18 protein-coding genes are annotated in these 16735 nt (G+C 69.6%); 13 read left to right on the forward strand and 5 right to left on the reverse strand.

The genetic code is table 11. The features are described from left to right. Positions 1–32: 32 nt before the first annotated feature. Positions 33–659 (reverse strand): TetR/AcrR family transcriptional regulator C-terminal domain-containing protein, encoded by a 627-nt coding sequence (locus MOM01_RS15000; RefSeq protein WP_241386215.1) that lies wholly within the window; start codon positions 657–659, stop codon positions 33–35. A gap of 157 nt (positions 660–816) precedes the next feature. On the opposite strand from MOM01_RS15000, the gene bioB reads away from it, so the two are divergent. The 3 genes from bioB (at position 817) to MOM01_RS15015 (ending at position 2781) form a co-directional block, all read left to right on the forward strand. Continuing rightward, positions 817–1830: a biotin synthase BioB gene (bioB, locus tag MOM01_RS15005; protein ID WP_241386216.1), complete on the forward strand. Its 1014-nt coding sequence runs from the start codon at positions 817–819 to the stop codon at positions 1828–1830. After that, a complete protein-coding gene (gene bsaP, locus MOM01_RS15010; protein WP_241386217.1) occupies positions 1830–2030 on the forward strand; it encodes a biotin synthase auxiliary protein BsaP in 201 nt (66 codons plus the stop codon). Before bioB ends, bsaP begins: the two co-directional genes overlap by 1 nt. A gap of 127 nt (positions 2031–2157) precedes the next feature. Beyond that, positions 2158–2781, forward strand: coding sequence for an SOUL family heme-binding protein (locus MOM01_RS15015; protein ID WP_241386218.1), 624 nt, complete (start codon positions 2158–2160; stop codon positions 2779–2781). Here MOM01_RS15015 and MOM01_RS15020 read toward each other — a convergent pair. Beyond that, on the reverse strand, positions 2670–3317 hold the full coding sequence (locus MOM01_RS15020) for a DUF488 domain-containing protein (RefSeq protein ID WP_241386219.1): 648 nt from the start codon (positions 3315–3317) through the stop codon (positions 2670–2672). The two genes, MOM01_RS15015 and MOM01_RS15020, sit on opposite strands and share 112 nt — an antisense overlap. 89 nt (positions 3318–3406) lie before the next feature. On the opposite strand from MOM01_RS15020, the gene MOM01_RS15025 reads away from it, so the two are divergent. After that, positions 3407–3571, forward strand: coding sequence for a hypothetical protein (locus MOM01_RS15025; protein ID WP_241386220.1), 165 nt, complete (start codon positions 3407–3409; stop codon positions 3569–3571). A 16-nt stretch (positions 3572–3587) separates the two neighbouring features. On the opposite strand, the gene MOM01_RS15030 is transcribed toward MOM01_RS15025, so the two are convergent. Then, positions 3588–4298 (reverse strand): NUDIX hydrolase, encoded by a 711-nt coding sequence (locus MOM01_RS15030; protein WP_241386221.1) that lies wholly within the window; start codon positions 4296–4298, stop codon positions 3588–3590. 85 nt (positions 4299–4383) lie between these two features. On the opposite strand from MOM01_RS15030, the gene nadA reads away from it, so the two are divergent. From nadA to nadC, 3 genes are read left to right on the forward strand one after another with little or no spacing between them, the layout of a single operon-like run. After that, a complete protein-coding gene (gene nadA / locus MOM01_RS15035; RefSeq protein WP_241386222.1) occupies positions 4384–5415 on the forward strand; it encodes a quinolinate synthase NadA in 1032 nt (343 codons plus the stop codon). Then, a complete protein-coding gene (locus MOM01_RS15040) occupies positions 5412–6983 on the forward strand; it encodes an L-aspartate oxidase (protein ID WP_241386223.1) in 1572 nt (523 codons plus the stop codon). Before nadA ends, MOM01_RS15040 begins: the two co-directional genes overlap by 4 nt. A 1-nt stretch (position 6984) precedes the next feature. After that, positions 6985–7851 (forward strand): carboxylating nicotinate-nucleotide diphosphorylase, encoded by an 867-nt coding sequence (gene nadC, locus MOM01_RS15045; RefSeq protein WP_241386224.1) that lies wholly within the window; start codon positions 6985–6987, stop codon positions 7849–7851. A 45-nt stretch (positions 7852–7896) separates the two neighbouring features. Here nadC and MOM01_RS15050 read toward each other — a convergent pair whose 3' ends face one another. Then, the gene (locus tag MOM01_RS15050) at positions 7897–9057 is read right to left on the reverse strand and encodes a lycopene cyclase family protein (protein ID WP_241386225.1); all 1161 of its coding nucleotides are present in this window, start codon (positions 9055–9057) and stop codon (positions 7897–7899) included. 199 nt (positions 9058–9256) lie between these two features. Here MOM01_RS15050 and MOM01_RS15055 point away from each other — a divergent pair, with 199 nt between their 5' ends. After that, entirely contained in the window at positions 9257–10741 is a 1485-nt protein-coding gene (locus MOM01_RS15055; RefSeq protein ID WP_241386226.1) for a WS/DGAT/MGAT family O-acyltransferase, read from the forward strand. Between the two features lie 62 nt (positions 10742–10803). On the opposite strand, the gene MOM01_RS15060 is transcribed toward MOM01_RS15055, so the two are convergent. Then, positions 10804–12279, reverse strand: coding sequence for an MDR family MFS transporter (locus MOM01_RS15060; protein ID WP_241386227.1), 1476 nt, complete (start codon positions 12277–12279; stop codon positions 10804–10806). Between the two features lie 111 nt (positions 12280–12390). On the opposite strand from MOM01_RS15060, the gene MOM01_RS15065 reads away from it, so the two are divergent. The 5 genes from MOM01_RS15065 (at position 12391) to hisB (ending at position 16733) form a co-directional block, all read left to right on the forward strand. Next, entirely contained in the window at positions 12391–13005 is a 615-nt protein-coding gene (locus tag MOM01_RS15065; RefSeq protein ID WP_241386228.1) for a TetR family transcriptional regulator, read from the forward strand. Positions 13006–13071: 66 nt separating this feature from the next. Continuing rightward, positions 13072–13398, forward strand: a complete 327-nt coding sequence (locus MOM01_RS15070) for a DUF2470 domain-containing protein (protein WP_241386229.1) — start codon at positions 13072–13074, stop codon at positions 13396–13398. 271 nt (positions 13399–13669) lie between these two features. After that, positions 13670–14992 (forward strand): histidinol dehydrogenase, encoded by a 1323-nt coding sequence (gene hisD / locus MOM01_RS15075; RefSeq protein WP_241386230.1) that lies wholly within the window; start codon positions 13670–13672, stop codon positions 14990–14992. Then, positions 14989–16122 (forward strand): histidinol-phosphate transaminase, encoded by a 1134-nt coding sequence (locus MOM01_RS15080; protein ID WP_241386231.1) that lies wholly within the window; start codon positions 14989–14991, stop codon positions 16120–16122. The genes hisD and MOM01_RS15080 overlap by 4 nt, the downstream gene beginning before the upstream one ends. Then, complete coding sequence (gene hisB / locus MOM01_RS15085) at positions 16119–16733, forward strand: imidazoleglycerol-phosphate dehydratase HisB (RefSeq protein WP_241386232.1); 615 nt, start codon at positions 16119–16121, stop codon at positions 16731–16733. Before MOM01_RS15080 ends, hisB begins: the two co-directional genes overlap by 4 nt. Positions 16734–16735: the final 2 nt, after the last annotated feature.

A 16735-nucleotide genomic window follows, 5' to 3' on the forward strand; every position in this document is an offset into this window, starting at 1 on the left:
GGTAGGGGAGTGGTCCGACAGGTGCGGGGCGATCAGGACGTCGCACGGCTCGCCAGGCGAGCGCGGACGCCGTCGATCAGCAAGCGCAGGCCGAACTCGAATCGTACGGCCGGGTCGCCGTCGAGCAGGTCGGCGTCGGCGCCGGCCGGTTGCGCGGTGGCGACATCGGGGGAAAGGGGCGCGTGCGTGAGCGCGCCGAGCTCGGCCAGCTGCGCCCGGGACTGTTCGTCGACCGTGTGGCCGAGGACGTAGTGGAGCAGTGCGTAACCGGTGAGTTCGGCGTAGGCCCGCGACAGACCGGCGCGTTCCGCGGTGGCGACGAAGGCGTCACGTGCTCGTGAGGTGGTGAGACGGGAGGCATAGGTCGAGGCGACGAGTTCCGCGCCGTCGCGGTGGGCGAGCAACGCGCCCCGGAAACGATGGGCGAGTTCGGCGATCGCGTCGTCCCAGCTCTCGCTCGTGGAGGGTTCGTCGGCGCCGTCGAGGATACGGTCGGCCATGGCGCCGAGCAGGGTCTGCTTGTTGGGGAAGTGCCAGTACAGTGCGCCGGGCTGGACGCCGAGCGACGACGCGAGCTTGCGCATCGTCAGGTCGCCGAGTCCGTACTCGTCGAGGATCGCCATGGCGCCGTCGAGGACGTCGCCGCGTCGCAACTGCACTGCTTCTTCGCTCCTGCTTCTCCCGGGCCGACGGTGGTGATCCGCCGTGAATCCGCGCCGGCGGATCCGTGCCTTTGACAGTATCGGACGGCTCGCCCTAACCTGAACGCCGTTCAATTGAACGATGTTCAATTCCTCGTCACATCAGGAGACGGCAGTGACCCAGGCACCCGCACGCACCGACATCCTCGACACCGCTCGCGACCAGGTGCTCGGTCGCGGAATCGGATTCGATCGTGATCAGACCCTCGCGGTGCTGCAGCTGCCGGACGAGCACATCGACGACCTGCTGGCAGTCGCACACGAGGTGCGTATGGCCTGGTGTGGGCCGGAGGTGGAAGTCGAGGGAATCATCAGTCTCAAGACCGGTGGCTGCCCCGAGGACTGCCACTTCTGCTCACAGTCCGGACTGTTCGCCTCCCCGGTGCGTGCCGCGCGGCTCGACATCCCGTCGCTCGTGGAGGCCGCGAAGCAGACCGCGAAGACCGGCGCCACCGAATTCTGCATCGTGGCCGCTGTGCGCGGTCCCGACGACCGGCTCCTCGCCCAGGTCGCCGCGGGCATCGAGGCGATCCGCAACGAGGTCGACATCCAGATCGCCTGCTCGCTCGGCATGCTCACCCAGGAACAGGTCGACCGTCTCGTCGCGATGGGTGTGCACCGCTACAACCACAACCTCGAGACCGCACGGTCGCACTTCCCGAAGGTCGTCACCACCCACACCTGGGAGGAACGCTTCGAGACCCTGCGCATGGTGCGCGAGGCGGGCATGGAGGTGTGCTGCGGCGGCATCCTCGGGATGGGTGAAAGTGTCGAGCAGCGGGCGGAGTTCGCGGCGGAGCTGGCCGCTCTCGAACCCGACGAGGTGCCGCTGAACTTCCTGAATCCCCGTCCCGGCACTCCCTTCGGGGACCTCGAGGTGCTGCCCGCGACCGAGGCGCTCAAGGCCGTGGCGGCGTTCCGGCTGGCGCTGCCGCGCACGATCCTCCGCTTCGCCGGCGGCAGGGAGATCACCCTCGGCGACCTCGGTGCCCGGAAGGGCATCCTGGGCGGCATCAATGCCGTCATCGTCGGCAACTACCTCACGACGCTCGGCCGTCCCGCCGAAACGGATCTCGACCTGCTCGGCGAGCTGAAGATGCCGCTCAAGGCCCTCGGCGAGACGATCTGATGTTCGACCCGTTCACCGGCGAGACGATCGTCGACGGCGCGTGTCGTACTCCCTCCGCCGCAGTGCGACTCGGGCTCGAACCGCCCCGCTTCTGCACGCAGTGCGGTCGGCGGATGATCGTGCAGGTCGCGCCGGACGGATGGTGGGCGCGGTGCTCGCGGCACGGGACCGTCGACTCGTTCGCGATCGAACAGCGCTGAGACCCCGTCTTCCGTCCGGTCGGGTCGCTGCAAGGGTGGGTCTGCCGGCCGGCCGATGGCCGGCGGGATGTGACAACCCGGCGAACGGCTCGTATATCTGGAGTCAGGCGTACGACGGGAGGCCGTGATGCGGGTGATGTCGATGGTCGGCGACACGGCGAAAGGGCTGGGCTCGCTGGTGGGAATCCGCACCGGTACGGAAGAGCCTCGGTATGCGACCGAGGACAGGACCCACGGCCTCGAGATCCGTCGATACGGTCCACGCATCGCCGCCGAGACGGTCGTGCCGGCCGGTCCGGGAAGTGCCCGCGACACGGGTTTCCGGCGATTGGCCGGGTACATCTTCGGCGGCAACACCGGCAACTCGAAGATCGCGATGACCGCACCGGTCTCCGAGGCCGCCGAGCCGGACGACTCGCGCCGCATCCGGTTCTTCATGCCGTCGGAGCGGACGATGGACGCCCTGCCCACTCCGGAGAACCGGGAGGTGAGGCTGGTCGAACTCCCCGGCGAGACGGTCGCGGTACTGCGTTTCAGCGGTGACCGCGACGCCGCCGCGGTCACCGCGCACACCGCCGACCTGCGACGTGCGCTCGCGGACACCGAGTGGGCCCCGACGGGGGAACCCGTCGCCTGGTTCTACGACCCGCCCTGGACCCTCCCGTTCCGCCGCCGCAACGAGGTGGTCGTCCCGGTGGAGCGGCGCCCCGGGCCGGGTGACCGGCCGGGCTCCGGATCCGCCGCGGGATAGGTCACGACACCCTCGGGGCCGACGGTCGGCTTCGCGCCCCACAGCCCCAGCTCGTGGAGTCTCGGCTTCGCGCCGTTCATCAGGTGCACGACGGTCCATCCACGGGCGGTGAGCGTGTTCGCGATCAGCGATCGGTGGCAGCGCCAGGGCATCGGCTCACCGCACAGGATCGCGACCCGCTGCGCCGACGCGAGGGCGGTGAGTTCTGCGAGACCGTCCTCGAACTCGCCGGTGAGGGTGTAGTCGGCATAGTTCTTGAAACTCGCGTTCTGCCAGCCCGCGTTGATCGCCGGATCGATGTCCCGCTGCCGTGGCCGCCTGCCCCCGAGTTTCTCGAAGTGCCGATACCCGATGCCGGCGCTGTCGAGCCAGGAGGGCATCGCGTCGGCATCGAACTGCGGGCTGCGGCGCGAGCCGGGCATCTTGCGGACGTCGACGACCGTCTCGATGTCCGCCGACGCGAGGGTGTCGAGCACGACCTCCTTCGGGCACGTCCAGTGGCCGATCGTCCACAGTTCACTCGAGGTGGTGCCCATACGGTCATTCTCCCCGCCCGGGGCGGTCTCGACACGACAGTCGGTCTGTAACGATCGAACCCCCTTGTCCGACAATCCCGTCGAACCGTATGACGAGCAAGGGGAGGGTGGGCATGGGCTCGGTCGATGTTCTCGAATGGATCCGTGAAGGTTATCTGGCCGGAGATCCGGTGCGATCCGCGATCTTCGTCGGATCGATGTACCTGACGATGCCGCTGCAACTGCTCGCGGTGATCCTGGGAAGGCCCTTCTGATCCCGTTTCCCGGGATCTACACCGGCGGCCGCAGGGCGGCGAACTCGTCGGTCACACGCAGCTGCGAATCGGTGAATCGGTAGAGCGCCGGCGGCCGTCCTCCGGTCTTGCCGGAGGGCGCCGTGTTGCCGGTCCGGGTGAGTACCCCGCGGCGGGCGAGTACGCGCTGGAGGTTGGTCGCGTCGACTTCGTATCCCAGTGCAGCGCAGTAGATGTCGCGAAGCGTCGACATCGAGAACTCGGCGGGGGCCAATCCGAACGCGATGTTCGTGTACGACAGCTTCGCGGCCAGGCGCGCGTGGGCGTTCGCGACCATCACCCCGTGGTCGAAGGACATCTCCGGAAGCTGTGACACGGGATGCCAGGCGGTGTCGGGTGGCAGTTGCGGGTCCGAGGTGAGGGGAATGAGCCCGAGATAGGTCGACGCGATGGTGCGGGGGCCGGGCACCCGGTGCGGGTCGGAGAAGACCGACAGCTGCTCGAGGTGCGCGACCTTGCGGACGTCGACCTTCTCGGCCAGCTGCCGCCGCGCCGAGGCCGTGAGGTCCTCGTCGTTCCGGAGTTGCCCGCCGGGGAGCGACCATGTGCCGGCCTGCGGGTCGAGAGCGCGCTGCCACAGCAACACCCCGAGTTCGGGCTCGTCCCGACGTCTTCCGGAGCCGTCCTCGAAGTGGCGAACCTGGAACACGGCGATGAGCACTTCGTGACGGGTGTTACTATGTGACATGTTTTCGATCCTAAGTCGAAAACCTCGAACACGGAAATCCTGGTGCAGCCCGCCGGGACGACACACCCCTCGAAGGAGCAAGGCCATGACCACGACCGAGTGGGCGGGAGCCGCCACCATCGTCGACGGCCCCGGCGGTTACACGGGCGTCGAGGCGACGCCGGAGTGGGCCGAGGAGGTCCGTCGGCTGGCCCGTGAGCGCAACGCCACGTTGCTCGCGCACAACTACCAGCTTCCCGCGATCCAGGACGTCGCCGACCACGTCGGCGACTCGCTCGCACTCTCGCGCATCGCCGCCGAGGCCGAGGAGGGCACCATCGTCTTCTGCGGCGTCCACTTCATGGCCGAGACCGCGAAGATCCTCAGCCCGAACAAGACCGTGCTCATCCCGGACGAACGCGCCGGTTGCTCTCTGGCCGACTCGATCACCGCCGACCAGCTGCGCGAGTGGAAGGCCGACCATCCCGACGCCGTCGTCGTCTCCTACGTCAACACCACCGCCGAGGTCAAAGGCCTGACCGACATCTGCTGCACGTCGTCCAACGCCGTCGACGTGGTCGCCTCCATCGACCCCGACCGTGAGGTGCTGTTCCTTCCCGACCAGTTCCTCGGCGCCCACGTCAAGCGCGTCACCGGCCGCGAGAACATGCACATCTGGGCCGGGGAATGCCACGTGCACGCCGGCATCAACGGCGACGAACTCGCCGCCCAGGCCAAGGCCCACCCGGAGGCGGACCTGTTCGTCCACCCGGAATGCGGTTGCGCGACCTCGGCGCTCTACCTCGCCGGCGAAGGCTTCGTGCCCGACGACAAGGTCAAGATCCTCTCCACCGGCGGCATGATCGACGCCGCCCGCGAGACGGGCGCGAAGCAGGTCCTCGTCGCCACCGAGGTCGGCATGCTCCACCAGCTCCGCAAGGCCGCTCCGGGCATCGACTTCCAGCCGGTCAACGACCGCGCGTCGTGCCCCTACATGAAGATGATCACCCCCGCGGCGTTGCTGCGCTGCCTGCAGGAAGGGCGCGACGAGGTCCACGTGGACCCGGCGGTGGCCGAGCGTGCCCGGCTGTCCGTGCAGCGCATGATCGCCATCGGTAACCCGGGCAGCGGCGAGTGACGACGTCCGTCACCGTCGCCTGGGAGGACCACGCGGATCTCGTGGTCGTCGGAGGCGGGGTCGCCGGGCTCACGGCGGCCCGCGCCGCCTCCCGCCGCGGAGGACGGGTGCTCACCGTCAGCAAGGGCGGACCCACCGACACCGCCACCCAGTACGCCCAGGGCGGCATCGCCGTGGTCGCCCCGGTCGGTGACAGTGTCGACGCCCACGTCGCCGACACCCTCGCCGCCGGCGGCGGATTGTGCGACGAGGACGCCGTGCGCTCGGTCGTCTCCGCCGGCCCGGACGCGGTGGCAGCCCTGCGTGATCTCGGGGCCGTCTTCGACACCGCCGGCGACGGAGATATCGCCCGCACCCGCGAAGGCGGTCACAGCACCCGGCGCATCATCCATGCCGGTGGTGACGCGACCGGCGCCGAGGTGCAGCGAGCACTCGGAGCGGCCGGTCTGCCCGTCCTGTTCGGTGCCACCGCCGCACGGGTCCTCACCGGCTCCCGCGGAGTGACCGGACTGCTGGTCCTCGACTCCCGCGGATTCGGGGTCGTCCATGCCCCCGCGGTCCTGCTCGCGACCGGTGGTCTCGGCCAGCTGTACGCGTGCAGCACGAACCCGCCCGGTGCCACGGCGGACGGAATCGCACTCGCACTTGCCGCCGGGGCCGGCGTCGCCGACCTCGAGTTCGTCCAGTTCCACCCCACTGTGCTGTTCACCGAGGGCGGGACGGGAAGACGACCGCTCGTCAGCGAGGCGGTGCGGGGGGAAGGGGCGCGGCTGCTCGACTCCCGCGGCCGGTCGATCACCGAGGGCGTGCACCCGCTCGGCGACCTCGCACCCCGCGACGTCGTCTCGCGGGCGATCGCCGACCGAATGCGGGAACTCGACGAGAGCCACGTCTACCTCGACGCGCGTCACCTCACCGGATTCGCCGCCCGGTTTCCCACCATCACCGCGATGTGCGCCGAGGCGGGACTCGATCCCGGCCGGGATCTGCTCCCCGTCGCTCCCGCCGCGCACTATTCGTGCGGCGGCGTCGTCACCGACGTGCACGGCCGCACCCGCATCCCCGGCCTGTACGCGGCCGGCGAAGTGGCGCGCACAGGCCTGCACGGCGCGAACCGGCTCGCCTCCAACAGCCTTCTCGAGGGGCTCGTCCTCGGCGAACGAGCCGGAACGGCCGCGGCGCTCGAGCGGGCCGGGATCCCCAGCGAAGCCACCGAGATCCCCGACCTCGACCCGGTCTCCTGTGATCGCGCGAGAGTGCAGCAGGTCATGACACGACACGCGCTCGTCGTGCGGAACGGCGACGGGCTGGCCACCGCCACAACCGACCTCGACGACGCGACGAGCGGGGATCGGCCCATCGACGCGGTTCGCCTCGAGGATGCGGCGCTCACCGTCACCGCGAGGGCGCTGCTGCTCGCCGCGCAGCGCCGCACCGAGTCGCGCGGATGCCACACCCGCAGCGACCACCGGGACACCGACCCCGCGCAGGCGCGCAGTGCGGAACTGCGACTCGACGCCGCTGGCGCACCGATCTTCACCACACCGGAACTGACAGGAGCCAACTGAGATGACCACCGCGCTGCCCGCCGGGCTCGACCTCGACGAGACCCGTGCACTGGTCCGCCGGGCGCTCGACGAGGACCTGCAGTACGGGCCGGACGTCACCACCGAGGCCACCGTGCCCGCCGACGCCGTCGCCACCGCCTCGGTGGTCGCGCGACAGGCCGGCACCGTCGCCGGTATCGACGTCGCTCTGCTCGTGCTCGACGAGGTGGTGGGGTCCGAGCACTATCGCGTGCTCGACCGCGTCGCCGACGGCGTGCGGGTGTCGCCGGGCGACGCCGTCCTGACCGTCGAGGCGCCGACCCGCGGGCTGCTCACCGCCGAGCGCACCATGCTCAACCTGCTGTGCCACCTGTCGGGAATCGCGACGGCCACCTCGCACTGGGTCGACGCCGTGGCCGGGACCGACGCGAAGATCCGCGACAGCCGCAAGACCCTGCCGGGGATGCGCGCGCTGCAGAAGTACGCGGTGCGGACGGGGGGTGGCGTCAACCACCGGATGGGACTCGGCGACGAGGCCCTCATCAAGGACAACCACGTCGCGGCGGCGGGATCGGTCGTCGCCGCGCTGCGCGCAGTACGCGAGCACGCCCCGGACGTCGCGTGCGAGGTCGAGGTCGACACTCTCGAACAGTTCGACGAGGTGCTCGCCGAGAACGTCGAGCTGATCCTGCTCGACAACTTCCCGCTGTGGCAGACGCAGATCGCGGTGCAGCGCCGCAACACCCGCGCGCCGCAGACGCGTCTCGAGTCGTCGGGCGGCCTGTCCCTGGACGTCGCGGCCGACTACGCGCGCACGGGCGTGGACTATCTCGCGGTGGGCGCACTCACCCACTCGGTGACCGTGCTCGACTTCGGCCTCGACATGTGAGATCCCGCGGCGCCGAGCGCCCCAACGCACCCGGCGCCCGCGAGCTCAGCGGTGCGCCATCGCGCGGATCAGCGGCCCGGCCGGCAGGGAGGCGAACAGGGTCGCCTCATCGCGGACCGAGGAGTCCTCGTCGAGGAAACGCAGGACAGGGGCAGCCGAGTCCCGCGCGAAGAGTTTCGCGAACATCTCCTCGAGGAAGTTCGGATGCTCGACGATCACCCGCAGCAGCGCGCGGTTGTAACGCGTGAACCGGGCGGCACGCTTCGGTAGATCACAGGGATGGCCGTGCAGGGCGAACGAGCGGGCGATCGCTTCGCTGTCCCGCTGGATCCGTTCGTAGGCGTATCCGCTCGACGCCTCGAGCAACCCGGCCGCCGCACCGACCCGCACGACACGGCCCTGTACCCGGTCCGGTGGGTGTGTGGTCAGCGGAAGCCTGCCCCCTTCGGCGGGTTCGGCGTCGACGCTGCCGCCGTCGAGGCCGAGGACGTCGGTGAGATAGGTACACACCGCATCACGATGGGCCGCGAACTCGATCGCGGGGCCGGTGGCATCGGTGAAACAGGTGTGCTCGACGAGGGCGTGCTGGGCATCGGTGGGCAACACGTACAGGAACGATGCGGCCGTCTGCTCGGTCCGGAAGTCGAACAGCACGGGCACGTGCGGGTCGAACACCGGGCTACGCGATCGGACGCGGAAGCCGAGAAAATCGAGTGCGGCGTCGGCGCCGGCCGTGGAGGACGCGGGGCCCCGGGCGTCGAACACCCAGTGGGGACGCAGCTCGCGTCCGTCGCCGAGAAGCACGCACGGACCCGATCCGGACTCCACGATCTCCGTGACGTGCCCGGTCACCGAGCCCACGTCGGCGACCGGGTCGGTGTGCCGCCGGACTTCGGCGAGCAGGTGTGCGCCGTGCACCACGCGATAGCGGTACTCGTCGAGAGACAGTTCCCGATCGCGGCCCCCGGCACGAACACGGATGCGCGCGAACGATTCCGAGGCGGCAGGATCGAGCAGACCCGGCCGCCGCGTCCACGACGCCCATGCGGCCCGGGCGATGTCGTTGCGTCCGTCGTCGAGCAGCACGATCGGGCCGGGGCGCGCATCCGCCGCGGCGAGATGGGCGACCAGCGACAGCCCGCTGAGTCCGCCCCCGAGGACGGCGATTCCTCCCGACGTCGGTCCGTTCCACGGTCGGAGAACCACGGTGCCTCCCGGTCGGCTGCGAAGGTATCCGGCGGGCGGATCGTCGTCCGCTGCGATACCGGAACACGCGTCGGACCAGACGGTACCCGCGGCCGCGCCTTCTGCGGTAGAACTGACAGCACATCGACGCAGCAGGATCGGTCACGGCAGTCGGGGGTCGCTCGTGACGGATGCTCGGCAGGGGAGGAAGTCAGGCACGATGCGGTTACCGATGTCGCCGACCGACTCGATGTTCCTGCTCGGCGAGTCGCGCGATCACCCCATGCATGTCGGTGGTCTCCTGCTGCTCCAGCCTCCGGAGGGGCACAAGGCGATCGATCTGCGGGCGATGTTCGCCGAGGCGCTCGCCCGCGAGGAGCCGGCCGGGGCCTTGTGGCGCAAGCGGCCCACCCGCTCACTGTTCACTCTCGGGCAGTGGGCGTGGGAGGACGATCCACGCTTCTCGATCGACTACCACGTCCGGTTCAACGCACTGCCGGCGCCCGGCACGATGGACGACCTGTGGGAGCTCGTCTCCCGCCTGCACGCATCCCTGCTCGACCGAACCCGCCCGCTGTGGGAGATGCATCTGATCGAGGGTCTCGCCGACGGTCGCTACGCCCTGTACGTGAAGATCCACCACGCGCTCGCCGACGGGGTGGGAGCGATGCGTCTGCTACGACGCGCGTTGACCACCGATCCGGAACGGACCGGCATGTCCGCCCCGTGGGCGGTCGCGGAGGCACCGTCCGCGACCCGCTCGCCGATGGGCACCGCGATCGGATTCCCCGGTGCCGTCGTCCGGGCGGCCACCGGCACGGTGAACGAGGCCGTGCAGGTGGTGTCCGAGGCCGCGGCGCTCGTGCCGGCGCTCGTGGGCACCGTCGACCGCGCCCTGCACAACCGCGGTGGTTCGCTCTCGCTCGGCGCGCCACGCACCATCCTGAACCGTCAGATCTCCGGATCGCGCAGGTTCGCGGCCCGTTCCTGGCCGCTCGAACGGCTCCGCATGGTGGCCAAGGCCGCGGACGCGACCGTCAACGACGTGGTGCTCGAACTGTCGGGCGGAGCGCTGAGGGAATTCCTTGCCGAACACGATGCGTTGCCGGACGATTCGCTGGTCGCGATGGTTCCGGTGTCGCTGCGCAAGGAGCGGGAGTCGGCGGGCAACGAGATCGGCGTCCTCATGTGCACGCTCGGCACACACTGTGCCGACCCGGTGGAACGTCTTGCGTCCGTGCGGACGTCGATGATCGAGGGCAAACACGCGATGCACTCGATGTCGAGACTCGGCCGCCTCGCGACGAGCGCGGTGGGCATCGCGCCGCTTGCCGTCGGGGTGCTCACCGGGAACCGGGCGCTGCCGTGGCCGCCCTTCAACGTGATCGTCTCGAACGTGCCGGGTCCCGAGACTCCGCTGTACTGGAACGGTGCACGTGTCGACGCGGTGTATCCGCTCTCGGTGCCCGTCGACGGGCAGGCACTGAACATCACGTGCACGAGCACCGACGACGAGATCGCCTTCGGGCTCACCGCGTGCGGTCGCACGGTGCCGGATCTCGTCCGGCTGCTCGATCATGTCGACGCCGAACTCGAGGCACTGGAGTCCGCGCTCGGTGTCCGTGTGCACCACGACGATGCCCGCGTCCGTGTGCACCACGACGATGCCCGCGTGCCCGGGGAGGGCGACACCGGATCCGGGTGACCGGCCGGTCGCCGCGACGCCGGTGCCGGCGGGGACGCCGCTCCCGGCCGGCACCGACGTGATCATGCGTCGACGGGTTCGGGTGTCGAACGATCTCCCGGGGCACGGACGAACGGTGCCAGGACGACAGCGACGAGCGCGATGCATCCGCCGACCACGAAGGCGGTCTGCATGCCGGACGCGAGCGCTCCGGCCTCGCTCGGGGCGCCCGCCTTCTCGGCGCCGATCGTCATGGCGGCGACGAGCACCGCGATGCCCGCGGCACCGGCGAGCTGCTGGAGCGTGTTCATGATGGCGCTGCCGTGGCCGTACAGGCGGGGAGGCAGCGAACCGAGCGAAAGCGTCATGAGCGGGGTCATCAGCATCGCCATGCCGATGCAGAACATCACGTGCATCGCGACGACGAGACCGACGGCGGTATCGGTGCCGATCTGCGTCAGCGACCACTGCCCGCCGGCGAGCAGGAGCGCGCCGGGGACGAGGAGCGGCCGCGGGCCGACCCTGTCGTACAGGCTGCCGACGATCGGGGAGATCACGCCCTGTACGAGTCCACCGGGCAGGAGCAGCAGGCCGGTGGTGAGGACCGAGAGGCCGAGGACCGACTGGAAATAGATCGGCAACACGATCACGGTGCCGAGCATCGTCGCCATGCAGGCGACCACGATGCCCACCGAGACCCGGAAGGTGGGGGAAGTGAACGGTTTCAGGTCCAGCAGCGCGGAACCGTTCTGTGCCAGCTTCTGCTGCCGCGTGACGAACAGTGCGAGCGCGAGGATGCCGACGATCAGCGAGACCACCGGGGTGAGGGCACCCTCGGAGACGAGCGTGCCGATGTTCGCGAGGCCGTAGACCACGCCGCCGAAGGCGAACACCGAGATCACGATGGAGGGCACGTCCAGTGGGGCGTTACGGGTGAGGCTGCGGATCCGGACGAAGAAGAAGCCCGCGCCGAACACGAGCACGCCCAGGACGAGCATGATGCCGAACAGCCACCGCCAGCTGAGGGCGTCGACGACGATACCGGCGAGCGTCGGCCCGACGGCGGGTGCCACCGAGATGACGACGGAGTTCAGCCCCATGACGGTGCCCCGGTGCTGTACGGGCACCTCCGAGATCGTCGTGGTCATGAGCAACGGCAGGACGACGGCTGTGCCGGCGGCCTGGACGATGCGTGCGAGCAGCATGATCGCGAAGGTCGGCGCGACCACGGCGAGCGCGGTACCCACCAGGAACAACGTGATCGCGACCAGAAACAGGGTGCGGGTCGTGAACCGCTGCAGCATGAAGCCGGTGGTAGGGATGACCACGGCCATGGTGAGCATGAAACCGGTGGTCAGCCATTGGGCGGTGGATGCGGTGACCGAGAAGTCCTGCATCAGCTGCGGTAACGCGACGCTGAGCACGGTCTCGTTGAGGATCATGAGCAGTGCGGCGAATACCAGCACGCCGATCACGGTGGTCAGTGTCCGGGTCGAGGTGGTGCCCTCGCCCGAAGCGTCACCGGCCGGGAGGTCTTCCCGTTGTCGGACGTCAGTCATCGGAACCTTTCTCGCGGATGGACGAGCCCGCACTGTGTCACATTGTGACAATTTGTCGTAAGCTGACAAACAACCGATGTGTGCGAGATCGCATCGACCGAAGGGGTGCCGATGACCGCGACCGACGACGACCTGCCCCGCGATCTCCGCGCGCGCCGACGCCTCGACACCCGTTACGAAATTCACCGCGCCGCACTGGATCTGTTCGAGGAGCGCGGGGTGCGGGAGACCACGGTCGCGCAGATCGCCGACCGTGCGGGAGTGTCCTCCCGGACCTTCTTCCGTTACTTCACCTCGAAGGAGCAGGCCGCCCTGCCGGGGCAGCGACGCCTGTTCTCGATGATCGAGCGGCTCGATGTCACCGGTGCCGAACCGGCCGAGATTCTTCACGCGATCGAACGCGCCACCGAGAAGGTCGTGGGCCGCGGCAGCGATCCCGAACTCGAGGAGCACAGACGGGTGGCGCTCCTGCTCGCGGCTCATCCGGAGTTGCAGGCCCTGGCCGCCGCTCAGGAGAAGGCGCTCGCCGGCCGGCTGCGGGAACGTATCGCGGAGCAGGCGGCGGAGGCGGATCCCACGATGGTGCGTCTGCTCGCCGAACTGGCGGTCACCGTGTGGCGTACGACCTGGGACAGGTGGGGGGAATTCGCAGTCGCCGGCATCGACCGGGATCCCGTCGACGTGTATCGCGAATGCCGGGAGTCGTTGCGTCGCATCGTCGGATGACGGGCCTGCACGGAGTCCGGGACCGAACGCGGTGCCGGGCGCCGGTGATGGCTAGGCTGGGCGGCCGTGACCGACTTCGACAGCCACGTCGTGGCGGCTGTGACCGCCCACATGAACGACGATCATGCCGCCGACAGCCTGCTCATCGTGCGCGCCTTCGCGGAACCCCGCGCGACCGGGGCGCGCATGACGGGCGTGGATCGCCGGGCAGGGGAGTGGAGCGTGGTCGTCGACGGTCGCGACCAGGCGGTGCGGATCCCGTGGATCGAGCCCGTCACCGATCGGGCGGGGCTCCGCGCGGCCGTCGTCGACCTCTACAAGGCCGCGGGCGCCCGTCTCGGGGTCGGCACCGGCGACCGATCGCCCGAAGAGCCCGGCCACGGCCCGGTGTGACAATGCTCACTACCGTCCGGGTCGTGCTCGGCGAGCACCTCCGCCGCGCACCGGCCACCTCGTGGACGCCTCGTGCATCCCGCTCCGGCGAATACCGGTGGGCGTCGGGCCGGCCGGGGCCCCGCGGAGGGGGCGCGTAGCCTGCCGACGGTCCCGCCCCGTAGGTCGGCCGACGGTGGTTCGAGGGCCCGTCGAGGGAGTGCGCGACGAGACTCGGACGGTCATCGCGGATAATGGGGGACGATCCCTGTTCTGCGAGAGAGGACACCTCATGCTTGCCCGCACCGACCTGCGCGGTCGTACTCCCACCACTGCGGAGCTGAGGGGCGCACTGCCCCGCGGCGGAGTGGACGTGGATGCGGTGCTCCATCAGGTCCGTCCCGTCGTCGAGGACGTGCGCGACCGCGGCGCCGACGCGGCCCTGGACTACTGCGAGAAGTTCGACGGTGTCCGCCCCGCCTCGGTGCGTGTCCCCGTGGCCGAACTCGACCGGGCACTCGCCGAACTCGACCCTGCTGTACGGGCGGCACTCGAGGTCGCCATCGACCGCACACGGGTCGTACACGCCGCACAGCGGCGTACCGACGTCACCACCGAGGTCGTGCCCGGAGGCACCGTCACCGAACGGTGGGTGCCGGTCGAGCGCGTCGGCCTCTACGTCCCCGGCGGCAATGCCGTCTATCCGTCCTCGGTCGTGATGAACGTGGTCCCGGCGCAGGCCGCCGGCGTCGAATCGCTCGTCATCGCGTCCCCGCCGCAGAAGAACTTCGGTGGGCTGCCCCACCCGACCATCCTCGCCGCCGCAGCACTCCTCGGGGTCGAGGAGGTGTGGGCCGTCGGCGGCGCGCAGGGCGTCGCCCTGCTGTCCTACGGCGGTACCGACACCGACGGCAGCGAACTCGCCCCGGTCGACATGATCACCGGCCCCGGCAACATCTACGTCACCGCCGCCAAGCGGTTGTGCCGCGCAGTCGTCGGTATCGACGCCGAAGCCGGCCCCACCGAGATCGCGATCCTCGCCGATCACACGGCCGACCCGGTGCACGTCGCGGCCGATCTCGTCAGCCAGGCCGAGCACGACGTGATGGCCGCCTCGGTGCTCGTGACCACCAGCACCGAACTCGCCGATGCGGTCGACGCCGCGCTCGCCGCCCAGCTCGAGCTCACCAAGCACCGCGAGCGGGTCGCCACGGCGCTGTCCGGCAGTCAGTCGGGCATCGTCCTCGTCGACGACCTCGAGCAGGGACTGAAGGTCGTCAACGCCTACGCGGCCGAGCACCTCGAGATCCAGACCGAGAACGCCTCCGAGGTGGCCGCCCGCGTCCGCTCTGCGGGTGCGATCTTCGTCGGACCGTGGGCGCCGGTCTCGCTGGGCGACTACTGCGCCGGTTCGAACCACGTGCTGCCCACCGCCGGTTGTGCGCGGCACTCCTCCGGGCTGAGTGTGCAGACCTTCCTGCGCGGCATCCACGTCGTCGAATACACCGAAGCCGCCCTGAAGGACGTCTCCGGTCACGTCATCGCCCTGGCGAACGCCGAGGACCTGCCCGCCCACGGCGAGGCCGTGCGACTGCGATTCGAGGCACTGAAGTGAGCGAATCGACCGTTCCGGGTGCCCGGATCACCCTCGACGATCTCCCGTTGCGCGAGAACCTGCGCGGCAAGTCGCCCTACGGCGCCCCTCAGCTGACGGTGCCGGTGCAGCTGAACACGAACGAGAACCCGCATCCGCCGACCCGCGCCCTCGTCGACGACGTCGCCGAGGCGGTCCGCAAGGCCGCCACGCAGCTGCACCGCTATCCCGACCGTGACGCGGTCGCGTTGCGCACCGACCTCGCCGCCTATCTCAGCCAGGCGTCCGGTGTCTCACTCGGTGCCGAGAATGTCTGGGCGGCAAACGGTTCCAACGAGATCCTGCAGCAGCTCCTGCAGGCCTTCGGAGGCCCCGGACGCAGCTCGATGGGCTTCGTGCCGTCGTACTCGATGCACCCGATCATCGCCGACGGCACGCAGACCGAGTGGCTGCCCACCTACCGGCGCGACGACTTCACGCTCGACGTCGAGGCATCGGCGGCGGCGGTTCGTGAGCGACGGCCCGACGTCGTCTTCGTCACCAGCCCCAACAATCCGACGGGGCACAGCATCCCGCTCGATCAGTTGCGCGTGATCCTCGACGCCGCACCCGGCATCGTGATCGTCGACGAGGCCTACGTCGAGTTCTCCTCGCAGCCGAGCGCTCTGTCGCTGATCGACGAGTACCCCTCGAAGATCGTCGTCTCGCGGACGATGAGCAAGGCATTCGCCTTCGCCGGTGGACGGCTCGGTTATCTCGCCGCCGCCCCCGCGGTGATCGAGGCGCTGCTGCTCGTGCGCCTGCCCTACCACCTGTCGGTCGTCACCCAGGCGGCCGCCCGCGCCGCCCTGAGGCACGCCGACGAAACCCTGGCATCGGTCGCGGAACTGGCCGCCCAGCGCGACCGTGTCGCGGCGGAACTCATCCGGTTCGGCTACGACGTGATCCCCTCCGACGCCAACTTCATCCTCTTCGGTCGCTTCGCCGACTCCGCCGCCACCTGGCAGCGCTATCTCGACGAAGGCGTGCTCATCCGCGATGTCGGCATCCCCGGCTATCTCCGCACCACGATCGGCCTGACCCACGAGAACGACGAGTTGCTGCGGGTGAGCGAGAAGCTCGCAGCCACGGAAATCGAGGCATCCAGATGAGCGACCGCATCGCGCGCGTCGAACGCACGACGAAGGAATCGAGCATCACCGTCGAGGTGAATCTCGACGGCACGGGCCGCACCGACATCTCGACGGGTATCCCGTTCTACGACCACATGCTCACCGCCCTCGGGCAGCACGGTTGCTTCGACCTGACCGTCCAGGCCCAGGGCGACGTCGAGATCGACGCCCACCACACCGTCGAGGACACCGCGATCGTGCTGGGGCAGGCCTTCGGTCAGGCGCTCGGCGACAAGCGCGGCATCCGCCGGTTCGGCGACTGCTTCATCCCGATGGACGAGACCCTCGCCCACGCCTCCGTGGACGTCTCCGGCCGCCCCTACTGCGTGTTCACCGGTGAACCCGACTACATGGTGCACTCGGTGATCGGTGGTTATCCCGGTGTGCCGTACTCGACGGTGATCAACAGGCACGTCTTCGAGTCGTTCGCATTCCATGCCCGCATCGCCCTGCACGTACGGGTGCTCTACGGCCGCGACCCGCACCACATCACCGAAGCCGAGTTCAAGGCCGTCGCCCGCGCGCTGCGCGAGGCTGTCGAACCCGACCCCCGGGTCAGTGGTGTGCCGTCGACGAAGGGCAGTCTCTAGTC

It is taken from the genome of Rhodococcus sp. CH91, assembly GCF_022554085.1.
Taxonomy (GTDB): Bacteria; Actinomycetota; Actinomycetes; order Mycobacteriales; family Mycobacteriaceae; genus Rhodococcus.

Coding starts and splice junctions, on each gene's coding strand:
- bsaP (WP_241386217.1), top strand. CDS start 1,830: ATGTTCGACCCGTTCACCGGCGAGACGATCGTCGACGGCGCGTGTCGT.
- MOM01_RS15015 (WP_241386218.1), top strand. CDS start 2,158: ATGCGGGTGATGTCGATGGTCGGCGACACGGCGAAAGGGCTGGGCTCG.
- MOM01_RS15020 (WP_241386219.1), bottom strand. CDS start 3,317: ATGGGCACCACCTCGAGTGAACTGTGGACGATCGGCCACTGGACGTGC.
- MOM01_RS15025 (WP_241386220.1), top strand. CDS start 3,407: ATGACGAGCAAGGGGAGGGTGGGCATGGGCTCGGTCGATGTTCTCGAA.
- MOM01_RS15030 (WP_241386221.1), bottom strand. CDS start 4,298: ATGTCACATAGTAACACCCGTCACGAAGTGCTCATCGCCGTGTTCCAG.
- nadA (WP_241386222.1), top strand. CDS start 4,384: ATGACCACGACCGAGTGGGCGGGAGCCGCCACCATCGTCGACGGCCCC.
- nadC (WP_241386224.1), top strand. CDS start 6,985: ATGACCACCGCGCTGCCCGCCGGGCTCGACCTCGACGAGACCCGTGCA.
- MOM01_RS15055 (WP_241386226.1), top strand. CDS start 9,257: ATGCGGTTACCGATGTCGCCGACCGACTCGATGTTCCTGCTCGGCGAG.
- MOM01_RS15060 (WP_241386227.1), bottom strand. CDS start 12,279: ATGACTGACGTCCGACAACGGGAAGACCTCCCGGCCGGTGACGCTTCG.
- MOM01_RS15065 (WP_241386228.1), top strand. CDS start 12,391: ATGACCGCGACCGACGACGACCTGCCCCGCGATCTCCGCGCGCGCCGA.
- hisD (WP_241386230.1), top strand. CDS start 13,670: ATGCTTGCCCGCACCGACCTGCGCGGTCGTACTCCCACCACTGCGGAG.
- hisB (WP_241386232.1), top strand. CDS start 16,119: ATGAGCGACCGCATCGCGCGCGTCGAACGCACGACGAAGGAATCGAGC.